Annotated in this window: 21 protein-coding genes; 4 read left to right on the forward strand and 17 right to left on the reverse strand. The window is 69.6% G+C overall.

Features of this window, described 5'->3' with window-relative positions:
- Positions 1–13: 13 nt before the first annotated feature.
- The 15 genes from OG286_RS22480 to OG286_RS22550 form a co-directional block, all read right to left on the reverse strand.
- On the reverse strand, positions 14–1,132 hold the full coding sequence (locus tag OG286_RS22480) for a hypothetical protein (protein ID WP_405365735.1): 1,119 nt from the start codon (positions 1,130–1,132) through the stop codon (positions 14–16).
- Positions 1,133–1,285: 153 nt separating this feature from the next.
- The gene (locus OG286_RS22485; protein WP_405365736.1) at positions 1,286–2,440 is read right to left on the reverse strand and encodes a tyrosine-type recombinase/integrase; all 1,155 of its coding nucleotides are present in this window, start codon (positions 2,438–2,440) and stop codon (positions 1,286–1,288) included.
- Positions 2,440–2,664, reverse strand: a complete 225-nt coding sequence (locus tag OG286_RS22490) for an excisionase family DNA-binding protein (RefSeq protein WP_405365737.1) — start codon at positions 2,662–2,664, stop codon at positions 2,440–2,442. The genes OG286_RS22485 and OG286_RS22490 overlap by 1 nt, the downstream gene beginning before the upstream one ends.
- Entirely contained in the window at positions 2,657–3,997 is a 1,341-nt protein-coding gene (locus OG286_RS22495; protein WP_405365738.1) for a replication initiator, read from the reverse strand. Before OG286_RS22495 ends, OG286_RS22490 begins: the two co-directional genes overlap by 8 nt.
- A gap of 65 nt (positions 3,998–4,062) precedes the next feature.
- Positions 4,063–4,230, reverse strand: a complete 168-nt coding sequence (locus OG286_RS22500; protein ID WP_375981425.1) for a hypothetical protein — start codon at positions 4,228–4,230, stop codon at positions 4,063–4,065.
- A gap of 1 nt (position 4,231) precedes the next feature.
- Positions 4,232–4,417 (reverse strand): hypothetical protein, encoded by a 186-nt coding sequence (locus OG286_RS22505; protein ID WP_405365739.1) that lies wholly within the window; start codon positions 4,415–4,417, stop codon positions 4,232–4,234.
- Positions 4,418–4,518: 101 nt separating this feature from the next.
- The gene (locus OG286_RS22510; RefSeq protein ID WP_405365740.1) at positions 4,519–5,067 is read right to left on the reverse strand and encodes a GGDEF domain-containing protein; all 549 of its coding nucleotides are present in this window, start codon (positions 5,065–5,067) and stop codon (positions 4,519–4,521) included.
- Between the two features lie 85 nt (positions 5,068–5,152).
- The gene (locus OG286_RS22515) at positions 5,153–5,686 is read right to left on the reverse strand and encodes a hypothetical protein (RefSeq protein WP_405365741.1); all 534 of its coding nucleotides are present in this window, start codon (positions 5,684–5,686) and stop codon (positions 5,153–5,155) included.
- 23 nt (positions 5,687–5,709) lie between these two features.
- Positions 5,710–5,907 (reverse strand): hypothetical protein, encoded by a 198-nt coding sequence (locus tag OG286_RS22520; protein ID WP_405365742.1) that lies wholly within the window; start codon positions 5,905–5,907, stop codon positions 5,710–5,712.
- Between the two features lie 12 nt (positions 5,908–5,919).
- Entirely contained in the window at positions 5,920–6,624 is a 705-nt protein-coding gene (locus tag OG286_RS22525) for a DUF2637 domain-containing protein (RefSeq protein ID WP_405365743.1), read from the reverse strand.
- A 76-nt stretch (positions 6,625–6,700) separates the two neighbouring features.
- On the reverse strand, positions 6,701–6,865 hold the full coding sequence (locus OG286_RS22530) for a hypothetical protein (RefSeq protein ID WP_405365744.1): 165 nt from the start codon (positions 6,863–6,865) through the stop codon (positions 6,701–6,703).
- Positions 6,862–7,044 carry a hypothetical protein gene (locus tag OG286_RS22535; RefSeq protein ID WP_405365745.1) on the reverse strand — a complete coding sequence of 61 codons (183 nt, stop codon included), beginning with the start codon at positions 7,042–7,044 and terminating at the stop codon, positions 6,862–6,864. Before OG286_RS22535 ends, OG286_RS22530 begins: the two co-directional genes overlap by 4 nt.
- A gap of 5 nt (positions 7,045–7,049) precedes the next feature.
- Positions 7,050–7,262 (reverse strand): hypothetical protein, encoded by a 213-nt coding sequence (locus tag OG286_RS22540; protein WP_405365746.1) that lies wholly within the window; start codon positions 7,260–7,262, stop codon positions 7,050–7,052.
- Positions 7,263–7,338: 76 nt separating this feature from the next.
- A complete protein-coding gene (locus OG286_RS22545) occupies positions 7,339–8,745 on the reverse strand; it encodes an FtsK/SpoIIIE domain-containing protein (protein ID WP_405365747.1) in 1,407 nt (468 codons plus the stop codon).
- Positions 8,746–8,750: 5 nt separating this feature from the next.
- Complete coding sequence (locus OG286_RS22550) at positions 8,751–9,107, reverse strand: hypothetical protein (RefSeq protein WP_352289669.1); 357 nt, start codon at positions 9,105–9,107, stop codon at positions 8,751–8,753.
- A gap of 218 nt (positions 9,108–9,325) precedes the next feature.
- Here OG286_RS22550 and OG286_RS22555 point away from each other — a divergent pair, with 218 nt between their 5' ends.
- Positions 9,326–10,114 (forward strand): GntR family transcriptional regulator, encoded by a 789-nt coding sequence (locus OG286_RS22555; RefSeq protein ID WP_405366076.1) that lies wholly within the window; start codon positions 9,326–9,328, stop codon positions 10,112–10,114.
- Positions 10,115–10,116: 2 nt separating this feature from the next.
- Positions 10,117–10,875 (forward strand): glycosyltransferase, encoded by a 759-nt coding sequence (locus OG286_RS22560; protein WP_405365748.1) that lies wholly within the window; start codon positions 10,117–10,119, stop codon positions 10,873–10,875.
- Positions 10,876–10,931: 56 nt separating this feature from the next.
- Here OG286_RS22560 and OG286_RS22565 read toward each other — a convergent pair whose 3' ends face one another.
- Positions 10,932–11,504 (reverse strand): hypothetical protein, encoded by a 573-nt coding sequence (locus OG286_RS22565; RefSeq protein ID WP_405365749.1) that lies wholly within the window; start codon positions 11,502–11,504, stop codon positions 10,932–10,934.
- A 649-nt stretch (positions 11,505–12,153) separates the two neighbouring features.
- On the opposite strand from OG286_RS22565, the gene OG286_RS22570 reads away from it, so the two are divergent.
- The gene (locus tag OG286_RS22570; RefSeq protein ID WP_405365750.1) at positions 12,154–12,999 is read left to right on the forward strand and encodes an SLATT domain-containing protein; all 846 of its coding nucleotides are present in this window, start codon (positions 12,154–12,156) and stop codon (positions 12,997–12,999) included.
- Between the two features lie 368 nt (positions 13,000–13,367).
- On the opposite strand, the gene OG286_RS22575 is transcribed toward OG286_RS22570, so the two are convergent.
- Positions 13,368–14,216, reverse strand: a complete 849-nt coding sequence (locus tag OG286_RS22575; protein WP_405365751.1) for a hypothetical protein — start codon at positions 14,214–14,216, stop codon at positions 13,368–13,370.
- A 216-nt stretch (positions 14,217–14,432) separates the two neighbouring features.
- On the opposite strand from OG286_RS22575, the gene OG286_RS22580 reads away from it, so the two are divergent.
- Positions 14,433–15,800 (forward strand): MFS transporter, encoded by a 1,368-nt coding sequence (locus OG286_RS22580; RefSeq protein ID WP_405365752.1) that lies wholly within the window; start codon positions 14,433–14,435, stop codon positions 15,798–15,800.
- The last annotated feature ends 109 nt before the right edge of the window (positions 15,801–15,909 follow it).

The following is a 15,909-nucleotide window of genomic DNA, read 5'->3' on the forward strand; positions in this document are numbered from 1 at the left end:
CGCCCATGGCGGACTAGCCCAGAGCCAGTGCGTCTGGGCCAGTGAATCGACCATCGCTCAACTGGTGCACCAATCCGATCTGGTGGCGCTCAAGTAGATTGCGAATGTCCGGGTCTGGGGCTGCGGGAAGCAGTACCACCTGCCGAGGCTCGCGCGGGTGGGCGTCTGTCTTTACGTAGCGGCCATAGTCGAGCAGCTGGCCGATAGCCATGCGTACGTCCTCACGCGAGCTGGAGCCCTTGGCTTCGTAGAGGACGTGAGCGGTGGCGTCGTAGAGGTCGGTGCGCAGGGTCGAGCTCAAACCCTCGACCCTGATCTGGAATGCACCAACCTTGTGTCCATATGATTCCAAGTGAGCCCAATACGACTTTGTCAGTGCAGCCTCGCGGCGAACGGCGATGCTTGCCGCGGTAGCAGCCCTGAGGCTCATCTCCGTATTGAAAGCCTCGGGCACGACAAAGATGCCTTCGGTAGATGCGTGCGCGGTTCGATTCTTCGTAGAACCCTTTGCTCCGGGCTGTTGTGCCGGAATGGATAGCGCCCCTTGGGTTGCTGGCCCTGAGTTCAGCATCGATGCCGTGATTGGCTGAAACTGGACGAAGTCAACCGTGGTTTCCTTGGCCGCGGGGATAGCATCCGCTGCAGAGCTTTCGAAGGCACCATCAGGGCGTAGGCGGAAGACGATTACGCTTCGCACCTCGCCATTTTCTCCGCGGACCTTCCGCCAGACGTACGGAAGACGCTGGTCAAGATTGAAAGTGCCGACGTAGCGGTGGGTTGCTGTCGCAGTTCCCTTAATGGTGCCCGCGCGAATGAATACCCTTAGCTTCCGGCCTTGTTCGGCGTGGCGGAGGATGGCCCGGTTACCCAGCCCAAACGTGCCCTCAAATGTCTGGTCGCCAGTCAGGCCGGCCCCGGTGTATTCAAAGACAGGGCCTAGCTCATCTTTCTCTGCTAGCCATCCGTCGTAGTAGCCGACGTTCTCCCCGACACTTGGGTCAGAATAGAGATTGACACTCTTCTTTTCACCCGAGGGGCAGATGCCACCCTGCGGGCTTCCTCCGAATTCCTGTCGGATCTGTGCCCGAGTGCGGATGTCGCCGGGAGCCATCGGGCCGAGGGAAGTCGTCATGGCCAGACCCTAGATCATGTCGCTGACATGTCGAGGCATGAGTCTGGAAGTCGGCTCCCCTGTAACGGCGGAAGGCCAGCCCTGTACGCGTGGAGCAGCGCGGACGGGGCTGGCCGGTGGTGATGCTGGTTCAGCTGCACGCAACGGATCCTGCTACTCAGATGCTCCCGAGCCTCCTGCTGCCGGATCATCGAATAGTGCGCGGCGGGCGGCATCGCCCATCCGGTCGGCGATTGCACGGTCGCGGTCGCTGGTCATGTGCTGGTAGATCAGCGCGGCTCGGGTGGTGCTGTGGCCCATCCTGGTCATGAGCTCCCGGGTGCTGGCCCCGTTCTGCGCGGCGAGGTTGTTGCCAGTGTGCCGGACGTCGTGGAAGTGGACGTCCGACGAGACGCCGGCCTTGGCTTTGGCAGCCGTCCAGTCATCCCGGAAGTTGCTCCGGCGGAGCTTGCCGCCCCGGGGGCCGACGAAGAACAGCCCGTCCTGCCCCTTGGCGGCGTGACGCTCAAGGTGCTGCTCCAGGTCTGGGACGATGAGGTCAGGGAAGGCCACCGGGCGGAAGCCGGCGCGGCTCTTGGGAGCCTTGGTGATCAGCTTGCCGTTGCTCAGCTCGGCCTGATTTCGGCGGACCCAGAGGGTTCGGGCATCCAGGTTGACATCCCGCCGGCGGAGCGCGGCCAGCTCGCCGAGCCGGAGCGTGGTGAACGCGGTGAGCAGCACCAGCGCCCGCCATTGAGGCTGGATCGCCGCCGCCAGGGCGTACACCTCGCGGATGGTCAGGACCGGGCGCTCCGGGACGTCGTAGGTGTCGGCGCCCGTGATCCGGCACGGGTTGCGCTTGATCAGCTCGTCGTCCACGGCGGTGGACATGATGCTGCGGAGGAGCTGGTACGCCTTGACCACGGTCGGCTCGCCGACTCCCCCTTCCAGGAGGCGCGTTCGCCACGTCCGGACCCGGGCTGGTGTGATCTCGGACAGGAAGCGGGCACTGAACGTCGGCTTGATGTGTAGCCGGAGCACGCCCTCGTACCGCTCCCTGGTGGTGTCCTCCAACTTCCTGTCCCTCAACCACTCGTCGGCGAAGTCACCGAATATGACCTTCCCGGCGTCCGGGTCGGTCCACTGGTCGCGCTTGATGTCAGCCTCGATGAGCGTCAGCGCGACCTCGGCGTCCGTCTTGGTGGGGTACGTCTCCTCACCCGGACGCATCAGGCCGGTGACCGGGTCGGGGTAGCGGACCTGAAAGCGGCCCGATGGGAGCTTGCGGACCGAGCCGAAGCGCCGGCGGTTGCCCCTGGAGTTGGCCATCACGCCACCTTCCGGAGCGGCCGACGGCGGGTGGTCACCGGCTGCACCGTGCGTTCGGCGATGAACGCGTCGACGGCCGAGGCGGGGATTCGCACGTGGTGGCCAACCTTGACGAAGGCGATCCGGCGCTCGGCGATCAGTCGGCGGGGGAATCGCTCCCCGCTGGTCTCCCAGGTGCCGAGCCGTTCGGCGACCTGTGCGGCGGTCAACAGGCGGTCAGTCATGGGTCGGTTCTCCTTCCGTGCCGGGTGCGGGTTGGATGGCGGCGGCGAGCCACTGTTCGCCGCGGGTGAGGCCGTGGCCGGCGAAGACCCAGTGCGCGAGGACGAGCGTGGTGTCCTCAGCGGCGAGGGCATCGGGGCCATGAAGGCGTTCGAGCGTCTGAGCGCGACGCCAGGCCGTTCGGGCGCCGCGGAGCGCACCGAGAGTGGTGGAGTACTTGCGGGTCTTCGTGGAGAAGTGGCCCCGGAAGCCGAGCATGTGCGTCCAAGCGCGGAGCCGGAGACCGGCCAGGTCGGGGCGGGCGCCGAGGTTCCAGCAGGTTCGGATGAGCCGGCGGGAGTGTTCGGGGATGTCGTACTGGGCGATCTCCGCGAGTAGGCGCACCGGGCGGTCCAGGGTGCCGGTAGCGGTCTCGGCGCCCTTGGTGGCGTACTTGGCGATGTAGGCGGCGACGGCCCGTTCGGTGATCGGGACGGGTCCTGCGAAGTCGGCGTTGCGGATCGTGCGGATGTCGAGCTGCCTGCCGAAGGCGAACCGGTGCTCGCGGCCGTCGACCAGGGGACCAGCGATCTCGGTTCGGCGGACGGCGGCGCGGATCGCGTCGGTCAGCAGCTCGGCGGAGGCCCAAACCGGCGGGCGGTCGGTGCCACCCTCAGGGCCGTCGAGGCGGATGACTGCGTGGAAGTGGATCGCGCCGCGCTTCTGGTACTCGGCGACCTTGCCGAAGGAGATGCGGGCGAAGTCGCGGAACTCCCGCTGCGTCAGCCCGGCCCGCTTGGCGACTTCCCGGCGGAGGTGGATCGAGAAGCGGGCCCAGAGCTTGCCCGCATGGGCGTTCCACAGAATGGCGCCCTCGTAGTCATACGTCTCCGGGTCGAGCGGCGAGCCGAGCGCCGGATCGTCGGCCGCGTGGGCGATACCGCAGCGGCAGCGACCGGAGGAGGGCCGGTTGTGGACGGGCCCGAACGATGGGGCGGTGAAGGTAGCGAAGACCCGGGGATGGGTGGCGACCGTCTCCGGGGTGCCCTTTCCACCGACGAGTCCGGCGGTGATCAGGTGGTACGTGTCGCGGCGATACGTTTCGGCACAGGACGGGCAGCGGGTGACACGGCGGTTGCCGCAGCGTACGAGCAGGTTCCCGGCGGGCAGCTCGGCGGACTCCAGATGGTGGAGCACCTGCCCGGTCGTCTGGTTGATCTCGGTGCGCCAGCCGGCGAGCCGGATGGGCGAGGTGCAGCCGGCGAGGCCGGAGAGCTGCCGCATGAGGGCGGGCATGGTGCCGAGTTGGGCGAGCCCGAGCAGGTCGGCGACCGGGGGCGCGGTGGTCGTGGTCATGTAGTTCACCTCCAATGCGAGGGAGGGCCCCGGAGCCGGTTGCTGACTCCGGGGCCCGGGGCTGGTTAGGACTGGTCGGCGGGCTTCTGGTGCTGCTCGGTCCACTGCTCCGCGCACACCTTGTGGACGGGCTTGCCGCGGTCGGAGCGCAGGTTGGTCGGCTTGTCGCAGACGCCGCAGGGGGCGGGCTTCTGGGCCCAGTGGCGGGAATCGCGCCAGTCGAGGAGGGCCATGTCAGACGGCCTTCGCGGCGGTGGCCAGGAGGCGGACGAGGGTGCCGGCGCCGTGGCAGGCCGAGCAGCTGACCGGGACAGTGGCGCGGGAGCCGTCACGGAGGCGCACGCCCGTGGCGATGTGTGCCGTGGCGTGACCCGAGCAGTCCGGGCAGATCCGAGTCGGGGCGTGACTGTGCTGGGGCATGATGGTGCTCTCCTTCGTGGGCTTCGGTTCGGGAAGGGGTTGCGGCCTCGGGGCGGCGGGATGCTTGGCGGCGTGTTGCCGCCCCGGGGCTGGTCTTGAGGTCAGCGGCGGCGGGAGGTACGGCCGTCGCGCTTGTGCGCGTACATGTCCCGGTCGGCGGCGGCGAGCGCGTCCGTGAGCGAGACGACAGGCAGCTCCGCGGCGGGGCAGATGCCCACCGAGGCGGCGACCGGAAGCGAGAAGCCCGCGTAGGCGACCGGTCGGTGGAGGGCCGCGAGCAGGCCGGGCAGGCGGCCGGGGCCGTCCAGGACGACGGCAGCGAACTCGTCCCCGCCGAGGCGGGCGGCGATGCCGGAGCGGCCGACCCAGATGGAGAGGCGTTCGGCGGTGGCAGTGAGTACCGCGTCGCCGGCGGCGTGGCCGTGGGTGTCGTTGGTGGCCTTGAAGTCGTCCAGGTCGATCAGCAGCACCGATGCGCGGTCCGGGTGGTTCGCGATCAGTCGGTGGGCGCGGGCGGTGAAGCCGGCGCGGGTGTGGAGCCCGGTGAGCGGGTCGCGGCGGGCGGTGGCCAGGCGGCGGTTCAGCCAGGCGCTGTGAGTGGTCCATCCGATCAGCGGCGCACCGGCGGCAAAGATCGTGGGCAGATCCATGAGCGGTCCTTCGTGATGGGTTGCGGAGGGTTGCGATCTCCGGGGCGGCGGGATGCTGGCGGCGTGTTGGCCGTCCCCGGGGAGGTCAGAGGCCGAGCGACAGAGCGCGGGCGGCGGCGCGGTCGAGCAGGTGGTGGATGTCGGCCTGCCGGGTGGTGGGCCGGTCGTTGAACTCGTCCGGGGAGCACACGGGGCGACCGGTGGCGTGCAGGATCTCCATGAGCTGAACCCGGGCGGTCTGGACGGTGGTCGGGGTGCCATAGCCGTGGACGAGGACGGCGGCTTGGGCGCCGAGGAGGCAGACCCGGCCGGCGGAGTCCCACATGGCGCCCTGCATCCAGCCGGCGGCGGTGATGTACCGGGAGACGAGCCGCAGGTGGTCGCTGGCGGTCACCGGGATCTGACGGGCCGGGCGCCGGGTGAGTCGGTCGAGCAGGGTGACGTGCGGAAGTGGGTACCCGGCGTTCCAGGTCTGCACGGTGGAGCCGAGCGGCGAGATGTACGGGACTTGGACGCGGACCGGGGCGGGCAGCGTGGCCAAGTACGCCTCGATCTCAGCGACCAGGCCGGAGCCGTCGACCGTGACCAGCGGCGGCAGGTTCAGAAGGGTGATGTTCATGCGGAACTCTCCGATCTGGTCGGCTACTTGGTGCCGGTCTTGTTGATGACCTCGACACCGTCGCGGGTGGTCTTGTCGATCAGCGGGCCGGCCGAGGAGCTGGCGAGGTAGAAGCCGAGGAGGACGAGCGCGGCGACGGCCCACCAGCGCAGGCGGAGATTTCGCACGATGAACCAGGCGGCGAGCGCGAGCACCGGGAGGAGGGGCAGCGAGATGTTCATCAGGCCGTTCCTTCAGACGAGTTCGGCGACGAGGGCCGAGGCGAGCGGATCTTTGATGCCGAGCCGGGTACGGAGCGTCGCGGCGTCGATCGGGTTGCCGGTACGGATGCGGTGGTCGTCGGCGACCTTCCGGGCGTGATCGAGGAGGAAGGACGGGACGGTCGGGACCGCAGCGGGAGCGGGCTCCGGAGTCGGCTCCGGTACGGGAATTGGGGCGAGCTCCGGGACGGGCGGCGAAGGGAGCACTTGGGTCGGCTCGGTCACCGGCTCGGCGGCCGGGGAGTAGAGCGGCGGCAGTTCGTCGGCCTCGGGGACGTCCTGCTCCGGTTCAACCGGGGTGACATCCGGCGTGGGCACGGTGGTCGAGTGAGCCAGCAGGGTGCCGCCCAGGAACGCGGCGGCGGGCCAGCCGGCGACGAGCACGCGGAGCCAGGCCGGGGCATTGCCGAGGTCGAGCAGTCCGGCGGTGCCGATGTTGGCACCGAGCGAAGCGGCCAGGGCGATGACGAACCAGCACCAGGCGAGCCGGACCGAGGCCCCGGACCGCAGTCGGCGCCAGGCGGCGACGAGCAGCAGGTCGACGGACACCGGGTAGGCCCAGGACTTCCAGCCGGACTGACCGGCGGACTCGGCGAGGTCGTGCAGGTGGGCGAAGGACAGTGCGGCAGCGATCACGGCCTGCGCCAGGACGGCGTCCAGCTTGGGGAGTCGGCGCATGTCGGTTCACCTCCAGTTCGGTAGGGCGGAGACCGGGCGAGCCGGCGGTGGGCCGCCCGGACTCGGCGAGTGGGTGCTACCTGGCGCGGGTCGTGCGGCGGGACGCGGTGATGTAGATGCGTCGCTGACCGGGGTCCCGGGCGGGGTACTCCTTGACGTCGTGCACCGCCCAGAGGCGGCACAGGTCGGCGACCACAGCGGCCACGGAGTCGACGTCGCAGGTCACACGGATCCGGATCACCGGTTCACCTCCAGCGCGATTCCGGAGCCGAGGCAGTCGAGGCACGTGGCTTCCTGCTCGGCGAGCCGGCGGCGGCGCGCACCACGGCCGGTGTAGACGGCCTCGGTGATCTGACCGGTGCCCTCGCAGGGCTGGCAGGGCGCGGGCATGGGCGCCGTCGGGCGCTTGCGGGCGGCCACGGGGGTCACCGGGCGTCGCGCTGGGCGCGGTCGGCGGCGGCACGGGCGTCGCGGGCGACCTCGGCGGCGTCGCGGTCGCCCGGGTTGGTCTTGGCGATGCGCTCCAACAGGTCGGCCTTCTCGGCCAGCAGCGGACCGGGGTTGGCGCCGCTCTCGGAGTTGGCCTTGAGTCGGCCGATGAAGGCGCCGATCTCGGAGATGGAGGGCTTGCGGGACATGGGCGTTCTCCTGTTCAAGGCATGGCGGGGGTAGGAACTTGGCGCGGGGCGGTCACGCCGACCGTGGGCGGGGGCTCTACTCGGAGGCCGGAACCGGCGCGAAGACCGGCGGCGCCGAGGGCATCGGCGGGACGCTCACCGCGGCGGCAGCCGATGCGATCTGCGGGCGGAAGGCTGCGAGGCGAGGGAGCGGCGGCACCAGGTGAACGAAGTTCGCGCAGCGGTCGGCGACTTCGGAGAGCGAGCGATACGGCGTGCGGATCTCGGACCAGCGGCCCGAGGTGTCGCCGGCGACAGCAACTCCGGGCATGTCGGGGCTGATCCGGGTAGCGGCGAGCATGGCGGTCTCGGAGATGTCGCCGAGGCCCATGCGCGCGGTCTCCAGGTCGTTGACCCGGTGGACAGTGCGGCCGGTGAGCTGGGATCGGAGCAGTGTCGCACCCTTGCCCAACTCCGAGCCGAAGCGCTGACCCGAGATCTCCAGGAAGATGCCTGCGGCGCGGGCGAGTTGGGCGAGCCGGATGAGCGCGATGACGATCTGGTTCCGGCGTTCCTCGTCGGCCTTGCCGGCGGCGAGGAAGAGTTCGGCGATCTCGTCCACCAGGACCACGATCGGCACCGGCCGGACCTTGGCGGGCAGGCCCCAGATATCGGCGGTCACGTCCTCGGCAGCCACCGACCCGGGGACACCCTGATGGGCGCGGATCAGGTCGTAACGGTCGTCCATCTCGACCAGCAGCGCCAGCAGCAGGCCGAGCGCTTCGCCCGGATCGGTGGCCAGGGCGGACAGCCGCGGGGCGAATGGGCGCTGTTCCACGCCGCGCTTGCAGTCGATGCCCACCAGGGCGACCGGCTGAGCGGCCAGGCCATGGATCAGGTTCCGGGTGAACATCGACTTGCCGGACTGGTTAGCGCCGAGGTTGAGCCCGTTGGGCACCTGCCGGAAGTCCCGGTAGTGGACGGCGCCGTCGGCCCGGACTGCGACCGGGACCCGCAGCAGGCCGGCGGACTTGGCGGTGACCCGGCGCGGCATGCGGACGTTGCGCAGCACGTCGAAGCCGACCACCCGCAGGTCCACCACGCCGGGCTTCACCTCCGAGGCGTACACCGCGTGGACACCCCAGGCGTGCCGCAGACGCTCGGTGGCATTCAGCATGTCGGCCGTCTCCTGGCCACGGGCGAGCCGGAGCCGAATCCGCAAACCGGTCGAACTGGCAGTGATGCTACGGATCTTGGGCATCGCGGGGCGCGCCGGCCGGTTGGTGGCCGAGGAGGCCATCGCCCGCCAGAATGAGGGCTCGACGGTGAGGCCGCACGCCTCCATTACGTTGTCGTAGTCGCGCCGGATGCGGTGGACGGTCAGCGGCAGACCGACGGTCGCCCAGTAGGTGCGCGGGAGCTTGGCCCTCGCGTAGAGGGCGCCGGAACCGAGGGCCGCAGCGGGGACGCCCAGCTCAATGAGCGCCGTCGTCAAGGCGTCCATGGCGATCAGGCGCTCGCGCCGGCGAAGGCCGGAGCGGACGTGACGGTCACGGCGTCGGCGCGGAACGCGATGCCCGAGCGCTTCTGACCGTTGAACTCGTTCTCCCACGGCCGCGCGATGAGCCGGGTGACACTGACCAGCATGCCGGGCGCCAGACCGTCCGGGATGCCCGGCTGCGGGACGGTCAGGGACAGGATGTCAGCCTCGCCGTTGGCCACGAAGGTGACGTCCAGGGTGACCAGCGGCGCGCCGGTCTCGGTGTCCATAGCCATCTCGCCGGTACGGCGGTCCTTGAGCTTCGGGCGGGGCGCCTGGGCGACCATCACCAGCGCGGCGGTCGTGTCGACGGGGATGAAGCGCATGAGCTGGGCTCCTTCATCTGGTCCGGGGGGAGCTATCGACCCTCGGAGCAGCCTCACCACGGCAGATACCGGGTGTCATCAGCACCTCATGAGATCTTGTCTTCAAGTCCTCATTAGGAGTTGCTGTCCCCATGACTATGACGGCTCATCAGCTAGTCGTCAACACCTCTTTAGGACTTAGGATGGCGGGAGACCCCGACAGGACGGTGACCAGCACCATGGCGAAGCGCTACGAGCAGATCGCGGCCAAGCTCACGGCCCAGATCGATGACGGAAGCCTGCCCCCGGGCGAGCGGCTCCCCGCTGAGACTGAGCTGGCTGACATCTACGAGGTGAGCGTTCCGACCGTGCGCCAGGCGGTCGGAGTGCTCCAGGCGCAAGGGCTGGTCGACAAGCAGCACGGTCGGGGCACGTTCGTCCGCCGGCAGCCGACCCCGGTCACGCGCGACAATCTGCGGCACCAGTGGGAGAAGGACCGCGCCCGCGAGTCGGAGGCGGAGCGGTTGAAGACCGGCGCCACCGAGCACGACACCGGGCTCACCGTGAACGATCTGGTGTTCGCGGCCAAGTACGAGCAGACGCCGGCGGATGCCGATCTCGCCGCCGCGTTCGGCATCCCCGAGGGGACGATCCTGCTCCAGCGCACCTACCGCACTCGCTACAGCGAGGAGCGCGCACCGTTCAACGTCGCCCGGTCCTACCTCGTACTCGACATGATCGCGGGGAACCCGGACCTGCTCAGCGAGGACCAGGAGCCGTGGCCGGGTGGCACGCAGAACCAGCTCTTCAGCGTCGGGATCGAGCTGGACCGCGTCGTGGAGACCTTCCGCACCCGGCCCCCGACGCCGGAGGAAATCGAAGAACTCGGCCTGCCGATGGGTGTGTCCGTGATCCTCCTCCGGAAGACTTGCATCGACACGACAGACCGCGTGGTCGAGGTCGCCGATGTGGTGCTCCCGGGTGACCGTACCGAAATGGTCTACACAACCAAGCTGAACAGGTGGTGAGCATGACCAACCTCGTTACCGTCATCACGGCCGTCCACGGCCCGAGCGCCGAGTATCTGGCGGACGCCTACAAGTCCTTGCTGGAGCAGGACCTGCCGGACGGGTGGGACTGGCAGTGGGTGATCCAGGAAGACAGCGAGACGGACGACGTCGCCCCGCACGTCCCGGACGATGCCCGGATCAGCTTCGGCCAGGGCCGACACGGGCGGGCGGGCATGGCACGCACGATGGGGCTGTCCCGAGCCACCGGACAGTTCGTGAAGGTGCTCGACGCCGACGACATGCTGCCGCCCGGGACGCTGGCCCGGGACCTTGCCGTGCTCACCAGCCGGCCGGACGTGGCGTGGACGACGTCCCGCGTGCTCGACCTGCTACCGGACGGCAGCACGGTCGGCTTCGACCAGGACCCGCCGGCCGGACCGGTAGAGCGCGGCGAGGTGCTGGCCCACTGGAAGGCACACGACTTCCGTGCCCAGGTGCACCCGGCGACGCTGTGCGTGCGACGGGATCTACTGCTCGCACTCGGCGGGTGGATGGCACTTCCGGCGTCCGAGGACACCGGGCTGCTGCTGGCGCTCAACGCGGTCAGCCGCGGGTGGTTCATCGAGGAGACCGGACTCCTGTACCGGAAGTGGCCCGGACAGAGCACCCACCAGGCGGCGCACAGCCAGGAGATCGAGCGAGCGGCCCGCATGGCGGTCGTCCAGGCCCGGGCGGAGGCGCTGTTGGCGCTGGAGAACTGGCGGATCGACGCCGGCTGAGCGTGATGCGGCAGGACCGGCCCCGGCAGTTCGCTGGGGCCGTTTTGCTGCCCGGTTCAGGCTCGGTCGGTCGACTCGCCGGCGGCCCGGGCGCCAGGCAGCAGCAGTCCACGAGCGGTGTGTCGGTCACCTTCAAAACGGCCCCCGACACCAAGGTCGGCGCGAGCGGCTTCGTGGAACCGGTTGATCGCCTTGAACGCTTCGGTGTGCAGCGCCCGCCAGTCGGCAAGGGAGCCGGCGACCATCCCCCGAGCCTGCCAGCCGATCGCTGCAAGGGTCTCCTGGATCGCGTGAGCTGCCTCGATCACCTCGTCGCCGGCCAACAGCATGACCCGCTCGAAGGCCTTGCCCTGATCCCCACCAGCTTCGGTCAGCTCCATCGACAGCTCGTGCTCAGTACGAGGCATCTGCCGGATCTCTTCCCGGACTTCGTACAGGAGGACCGAGATGTGGATCGTGGTCCGGACCTGCCCGACATAGTCGGCGTAGGCGTCTAACTTCTTCTCGTCCCAGCGGAGCCGCAACCCGTCCTTGCGCCTGCTTCGCTCCATCAAGCTGTTCGTCAGGTACGTCGTGAGCCCACCGAGAACCACGGCCGCGATGGTCACAAGCTGGGTGATCGTATCCATGGCCCCCGCGCAGGATGGTGAAGAACCGTCAGGTCAGAGCTTGTCGATCATAGGCGGCCAGCGGGCCCAGGAGCAGGGGGAGGGGAGGTGAGAGGGGTGGGTGAAGGGGAGGAGGGATGCGTAAAACTCTTCTCTACGGGTTCAAGGGCGCGCGCGGCGCGCCAGCGCGCGGCCCTGCCGCTCGCCGCCGCTCCTGTCTGCGCCCCGCGACGGCGGCGGCCGGCCGCGCCAGGCGGGAGGACATGGGTGCAGGTCACTACCGGCCGTGGCTGGTGACGGTCGGCTCCACGGTTTTACCCACCTGCCAGGACCGGGACCCTCGTCGAGCAAGACCGGGGGGCCACTCGGCCAAATTGCGGTCAGGCCCAAAAGCCCTGACCGAGTCGCAACAGCTTACGGCCCCCCGATCATGCTCGACCCCAGACCAGACAGGACACCGGCCAAAACCGCTCCGCCGCCCGCAAGTAGGGACGACAGTGGCAGGCTATTTCGGGCTGAGGGGGAGTGAGAACGAAGGAAGCTCCCGGGAAGACTGAGCATCGCCACGGCTGGACGCGAGGAGTCTCTCTAAAGTCGCCCAGCGAGACCCGCGGGCTGGCAGAATTAGCCGGACAGTGGGAAGGCTTACGTCCGTGGGGGTGGAAAGTCGATGTCGGAATCGATGAGTGCTTCAGGGAGTGTGGATACGACGGATGCCCTGATTGAGCATCGTCGCGAGGTCGCCGACCTTCGTCACCGAATTAGAAATCGACGCATGCAGGTGGTTGGCCTTTTCGGGGTCCCGCTGCTATTTGCCCTTGTTGCTCTGCTGTGGGCTGGGCTTGGGCTCTTTGTATGGCTGGGGCGGGATATTCCAGGCGAGGTTAATGGAACATTTGCTGGCATTTTGGCAGCATTGCTGGCTCTCTTCATTGCCTTGGCGAATTTGGAATTCAATGGAGACCTTGAATTCTGGGAGGATCGCAAGACCCCGGTGAGCGACCTTAAGCTCGACCTGGAGTTGGCCGAGGAGCGCAGAATCCTTGAGGCGAGGAGGCTCACGCCGTCTACGGTGGATCGTCGGGCGTCATATAAGGAGCGGATCCCTGGCGAAGTGGTTAGGCTCCGCAAGGAGTCTCGCTACTATCGGCGCGTTCACCTCTTTTTGCAGTGGGTAGTCTTTGTCGGCTCTGCGGGGGTCTCTGCAATTACCGCATGGTATGACCCTCCGCAGCCGGGAAAGGGGGTCCTCATTGTCTTGGGCTTCACGATTACGGTAATCACTGCTGTGGTCGGGTATTTTAAGCCGCGAGAGCGCGCATTTAACCTTCAGCAAACTGCCGATAGTATGGAGCAGCATGTCATTGCGATCGATCTGGGCATTTCCCCCTATGGGCGGGATGATGAACAGAATTTGGAAGGTTTCGCCACTACTGTCGAAGCTCTACGGGCAGACCAGCGAATGCGTGAGCAGCAGCTAGAGCAGTCTCACCAGGGTCAACCCGAGGTGATCTAGTGCCCGGAAGGCGCAGTACCAGGGTCGCAGGCGATAGCCTCAGTGGACTGTAAAGTCTGCCAATGCTGGCTTTGGGGCTGGGGCTGTGCCACAGGCGTGCCAGATCGGGCGGTACGTGACGGTGAATCGCGGGCGCCAGCGGCCCGGCGGCGGTCAGGTGGCCAGGGTGGGCTTACCGCAGGTCAGCGGCAGGGCCTCACGCCAATCCTTGTAAAGCGGGGGTCGTCGGTTCGAACCCGACAGGGGGCTCTGTGCAGACGCTCCGCCAAAGCACTTCGAAGGGCCCCTCCATCACGGGTGGAGGGGCCCTTCGGCGTTCTCCCGCGGATCCCGGTTCCGCGGTGTGCGGCGGGGGCCGGACCGTGCCGTCAGCGGGTGGTGGTCGCGTGATCACCGGCCCCGGGCTCGTTGTCCGGGGGCGGTGGTGTTTTCGGGGGTGCCGGGCGGAGTTGGCGCAGGGTCGAGCCGGGGGCCGGGGTGTGGGCGGTGAAGAGTTCGGCGGCGCGGCGGTAGGAGAGGCGGGCGCGGCCGGTGTGGGGGCAGCGGTCGCGGGCGGGGGTGGTGGCGGGGGCGCGGCGGCCGGTGAGGAAGAGCGGGCCGGTGGTGCGGCCGGCGAGGAGGAGGGGGAGCAGGCGCGCGGTCCCGGCCCCCCAGTGCAGTGGCGGGGCGGGCGGACGGGTGCGGCGGTGGGGGAGGTCGAGGTCGTCGGCGTCGAGGGCGAGGACGGTCTCGATGGTGGCGCCGCTCTCGTGGAGCAGGTGCCAGAGGGCCTGTTCGCGCAGCGGGGCGCGGAGGGCGAAGAGGGCGCGGAGCTGGTCCGGGGTGAGCGGGGCGGCGTCGGTGACGGGCAAGGGGCGCTGGCGCAGGGCTGTGGTGGGGTCGGTGTCGATCCAGCCCCGGGTGCGCCAGAAGGCCACGGCGGCGCGCAGGGTGGAGAGTTCGCGGTTGAGGGTGCGCGGGTCGGCGCCGCCGGCGCGGTGGGTGACGGCGGCCTGGAGGCGGGCGGCCGCTCCGGGGTGGTCGAGCAGGGCGAGCGGGAGGACGGGCGGCCGGGCACGGCGCCGTTCGGGGCCGGTGGGGGCGGGGCGGTCGGCGAGCGCCCAGGCCCAGGTGTTCAGGGCGATCCGGTAGATCCGGCGGGAGCCCGCGCCGAGCTCGGAGGCGGCGAGATAACGCTCGACGGCGACCGCGTACTCCACCGGTGGCTGATCGGGCACATGAGCCTCTCTTCCGCAGTAAATACCGCAGTACATATGGGTCGTGAAGGTTGTTCGAGAGTACCGGTGAAGCGCAGTAAATGGCAGGTGGGAGGCGGTTGATGGGAGAATTTACTGCGGCTGTCGCGGCGGTCGGCAATATTGATGCCGTTCGGCTCAGGTTTTCCGCCGGAAACCCTTGAACGCCGCTCCCGGGCGGGGGCAGACTTGCCGCCCATGGCAGTGGAAACGGAGCGGATTCCGGCCCGCCGGCGGCGGCTGGGAGGCCGTCTCGCCGTACTGGGCGAGCGCGACTTCAGATGGTTCTTCGTCGGCTACACGACCTCGTTGCTCGGCTCCTCGATGGCGCCGGTGGCGGTGGCGTTCGCGGTGCTCGAAGGCGGCGGCAGCGGTACCGATCTGGGCTGGGTGATGGCCGCCCGGATCCTGCCGATCGTGCTGGTGCTGCTGGCCGGTGGCGTGATCGCGGACCGGCTGGGCAGCCGGTGGGTGATGCTCGGCTCGGACGTCCTGCGAGGGGTGGTCCAGGCCGCGTTCGCCGTGGTCCTGGTGGCGGGCCGGGCGCCGGTGTGGGCGATGGTGGTGCTGGTCGCCGTCTGGGGCGTCGGCGAGGGGCTGTTCACGCCGGCGCTCGGCGCGCTGGTGCCGGACCTGGTACGCCGCAAGGAACTGCTGTCGGACGCCAACACCCTGCTGGGGCTGGCCCGTTCGGTGGCGACGGTGGCGGGGCCGGCGGCGGCGGGCGTCGTGACGGCCGTGCAGGGTCCGGCGGCGGTGCTGCTGGTGGACGCGGTGACGTACGGGATTGGCGGGTTCGCGCTGGCCCGGCTGCGGCTGCCGGGCAGGGTGGCTGTCGAGGGCCCGTCCGGCTCGCTGCTCGGCGATCTGCGGGACGGCTGGGCCGAGTTCGGCTCGCGGCCGTGGCTGTGGATCACCACCGCGCACATGGGGCTGTTCAACCTGCTGGTGTGGGCGCCGTTCCTGGTGCTCGGCCCGCTGACCGCGCAGCGGAGCCTGGGAGGGGCGCGCGGCTGGGGCCTGGTGATGGGCGTGTACGGGGTCGGCGCGGTGCTGGCCGGGATGCTGATGCTGGGGCGCAGGCCGGGTCGGCCGCTCGCGGTGGCCACGGTGGCGACGCTCGGCTGGGCGCTGCCCTCGGGCGCGCTCGCCGTGGGGGCGTCGCTGCCCTGGGTGGCGGCGGCGGCGGTGGTCGCGCGGGCCGGTTCGGCGGTCTGCGGCACCCTGTACAGCACGACCATGCAGAGCTGGGTGCCGCCCGGAGTACTGGCGCGGGTGGCCTCGTTCGGATCGCTCGGGGCCTTCGTGCTGGGGCCGGCCGGGCTGGCGGCTGCCGGGCCGATCGCGAGCCGGGCCGGGGTGCCCGCGGTGCTGCTGTTCGGCGCGCTGTGGCAGATCGTGGCCGGGATCCTGGTGCTGGCCGTCCCGGCGGTGCGGCGGCGGCGCTGGGAGCAGGGTGGCGCGGTGGGTGGGGAGCACGGGGCCGCGGAAAGCGAGCACGCGATGGGCGGCGAGCGCGGGGCGGAGGGGGAACGGGCGGCGGAAGAGCCGGCCGAGGTGCCCTGACGCGGGCCGCGGGCGGCTCTCCGTGCACCGCGCACCGTGTCCGGCCGGGTGCGCGGCGGAGCCGGACTCCCCCCGCTCGCGACAGTGGCGCGCAGGGCGGCCGGGGCGG

This window comes from Kitasatospora sp. NBC_00039 (assembly GCF_045160625.1).
GTDB lineage: Bacteria > Actinomycetota > Actinomycetes > Streptomycetales > Streptomycetaceae > Kitasatospora.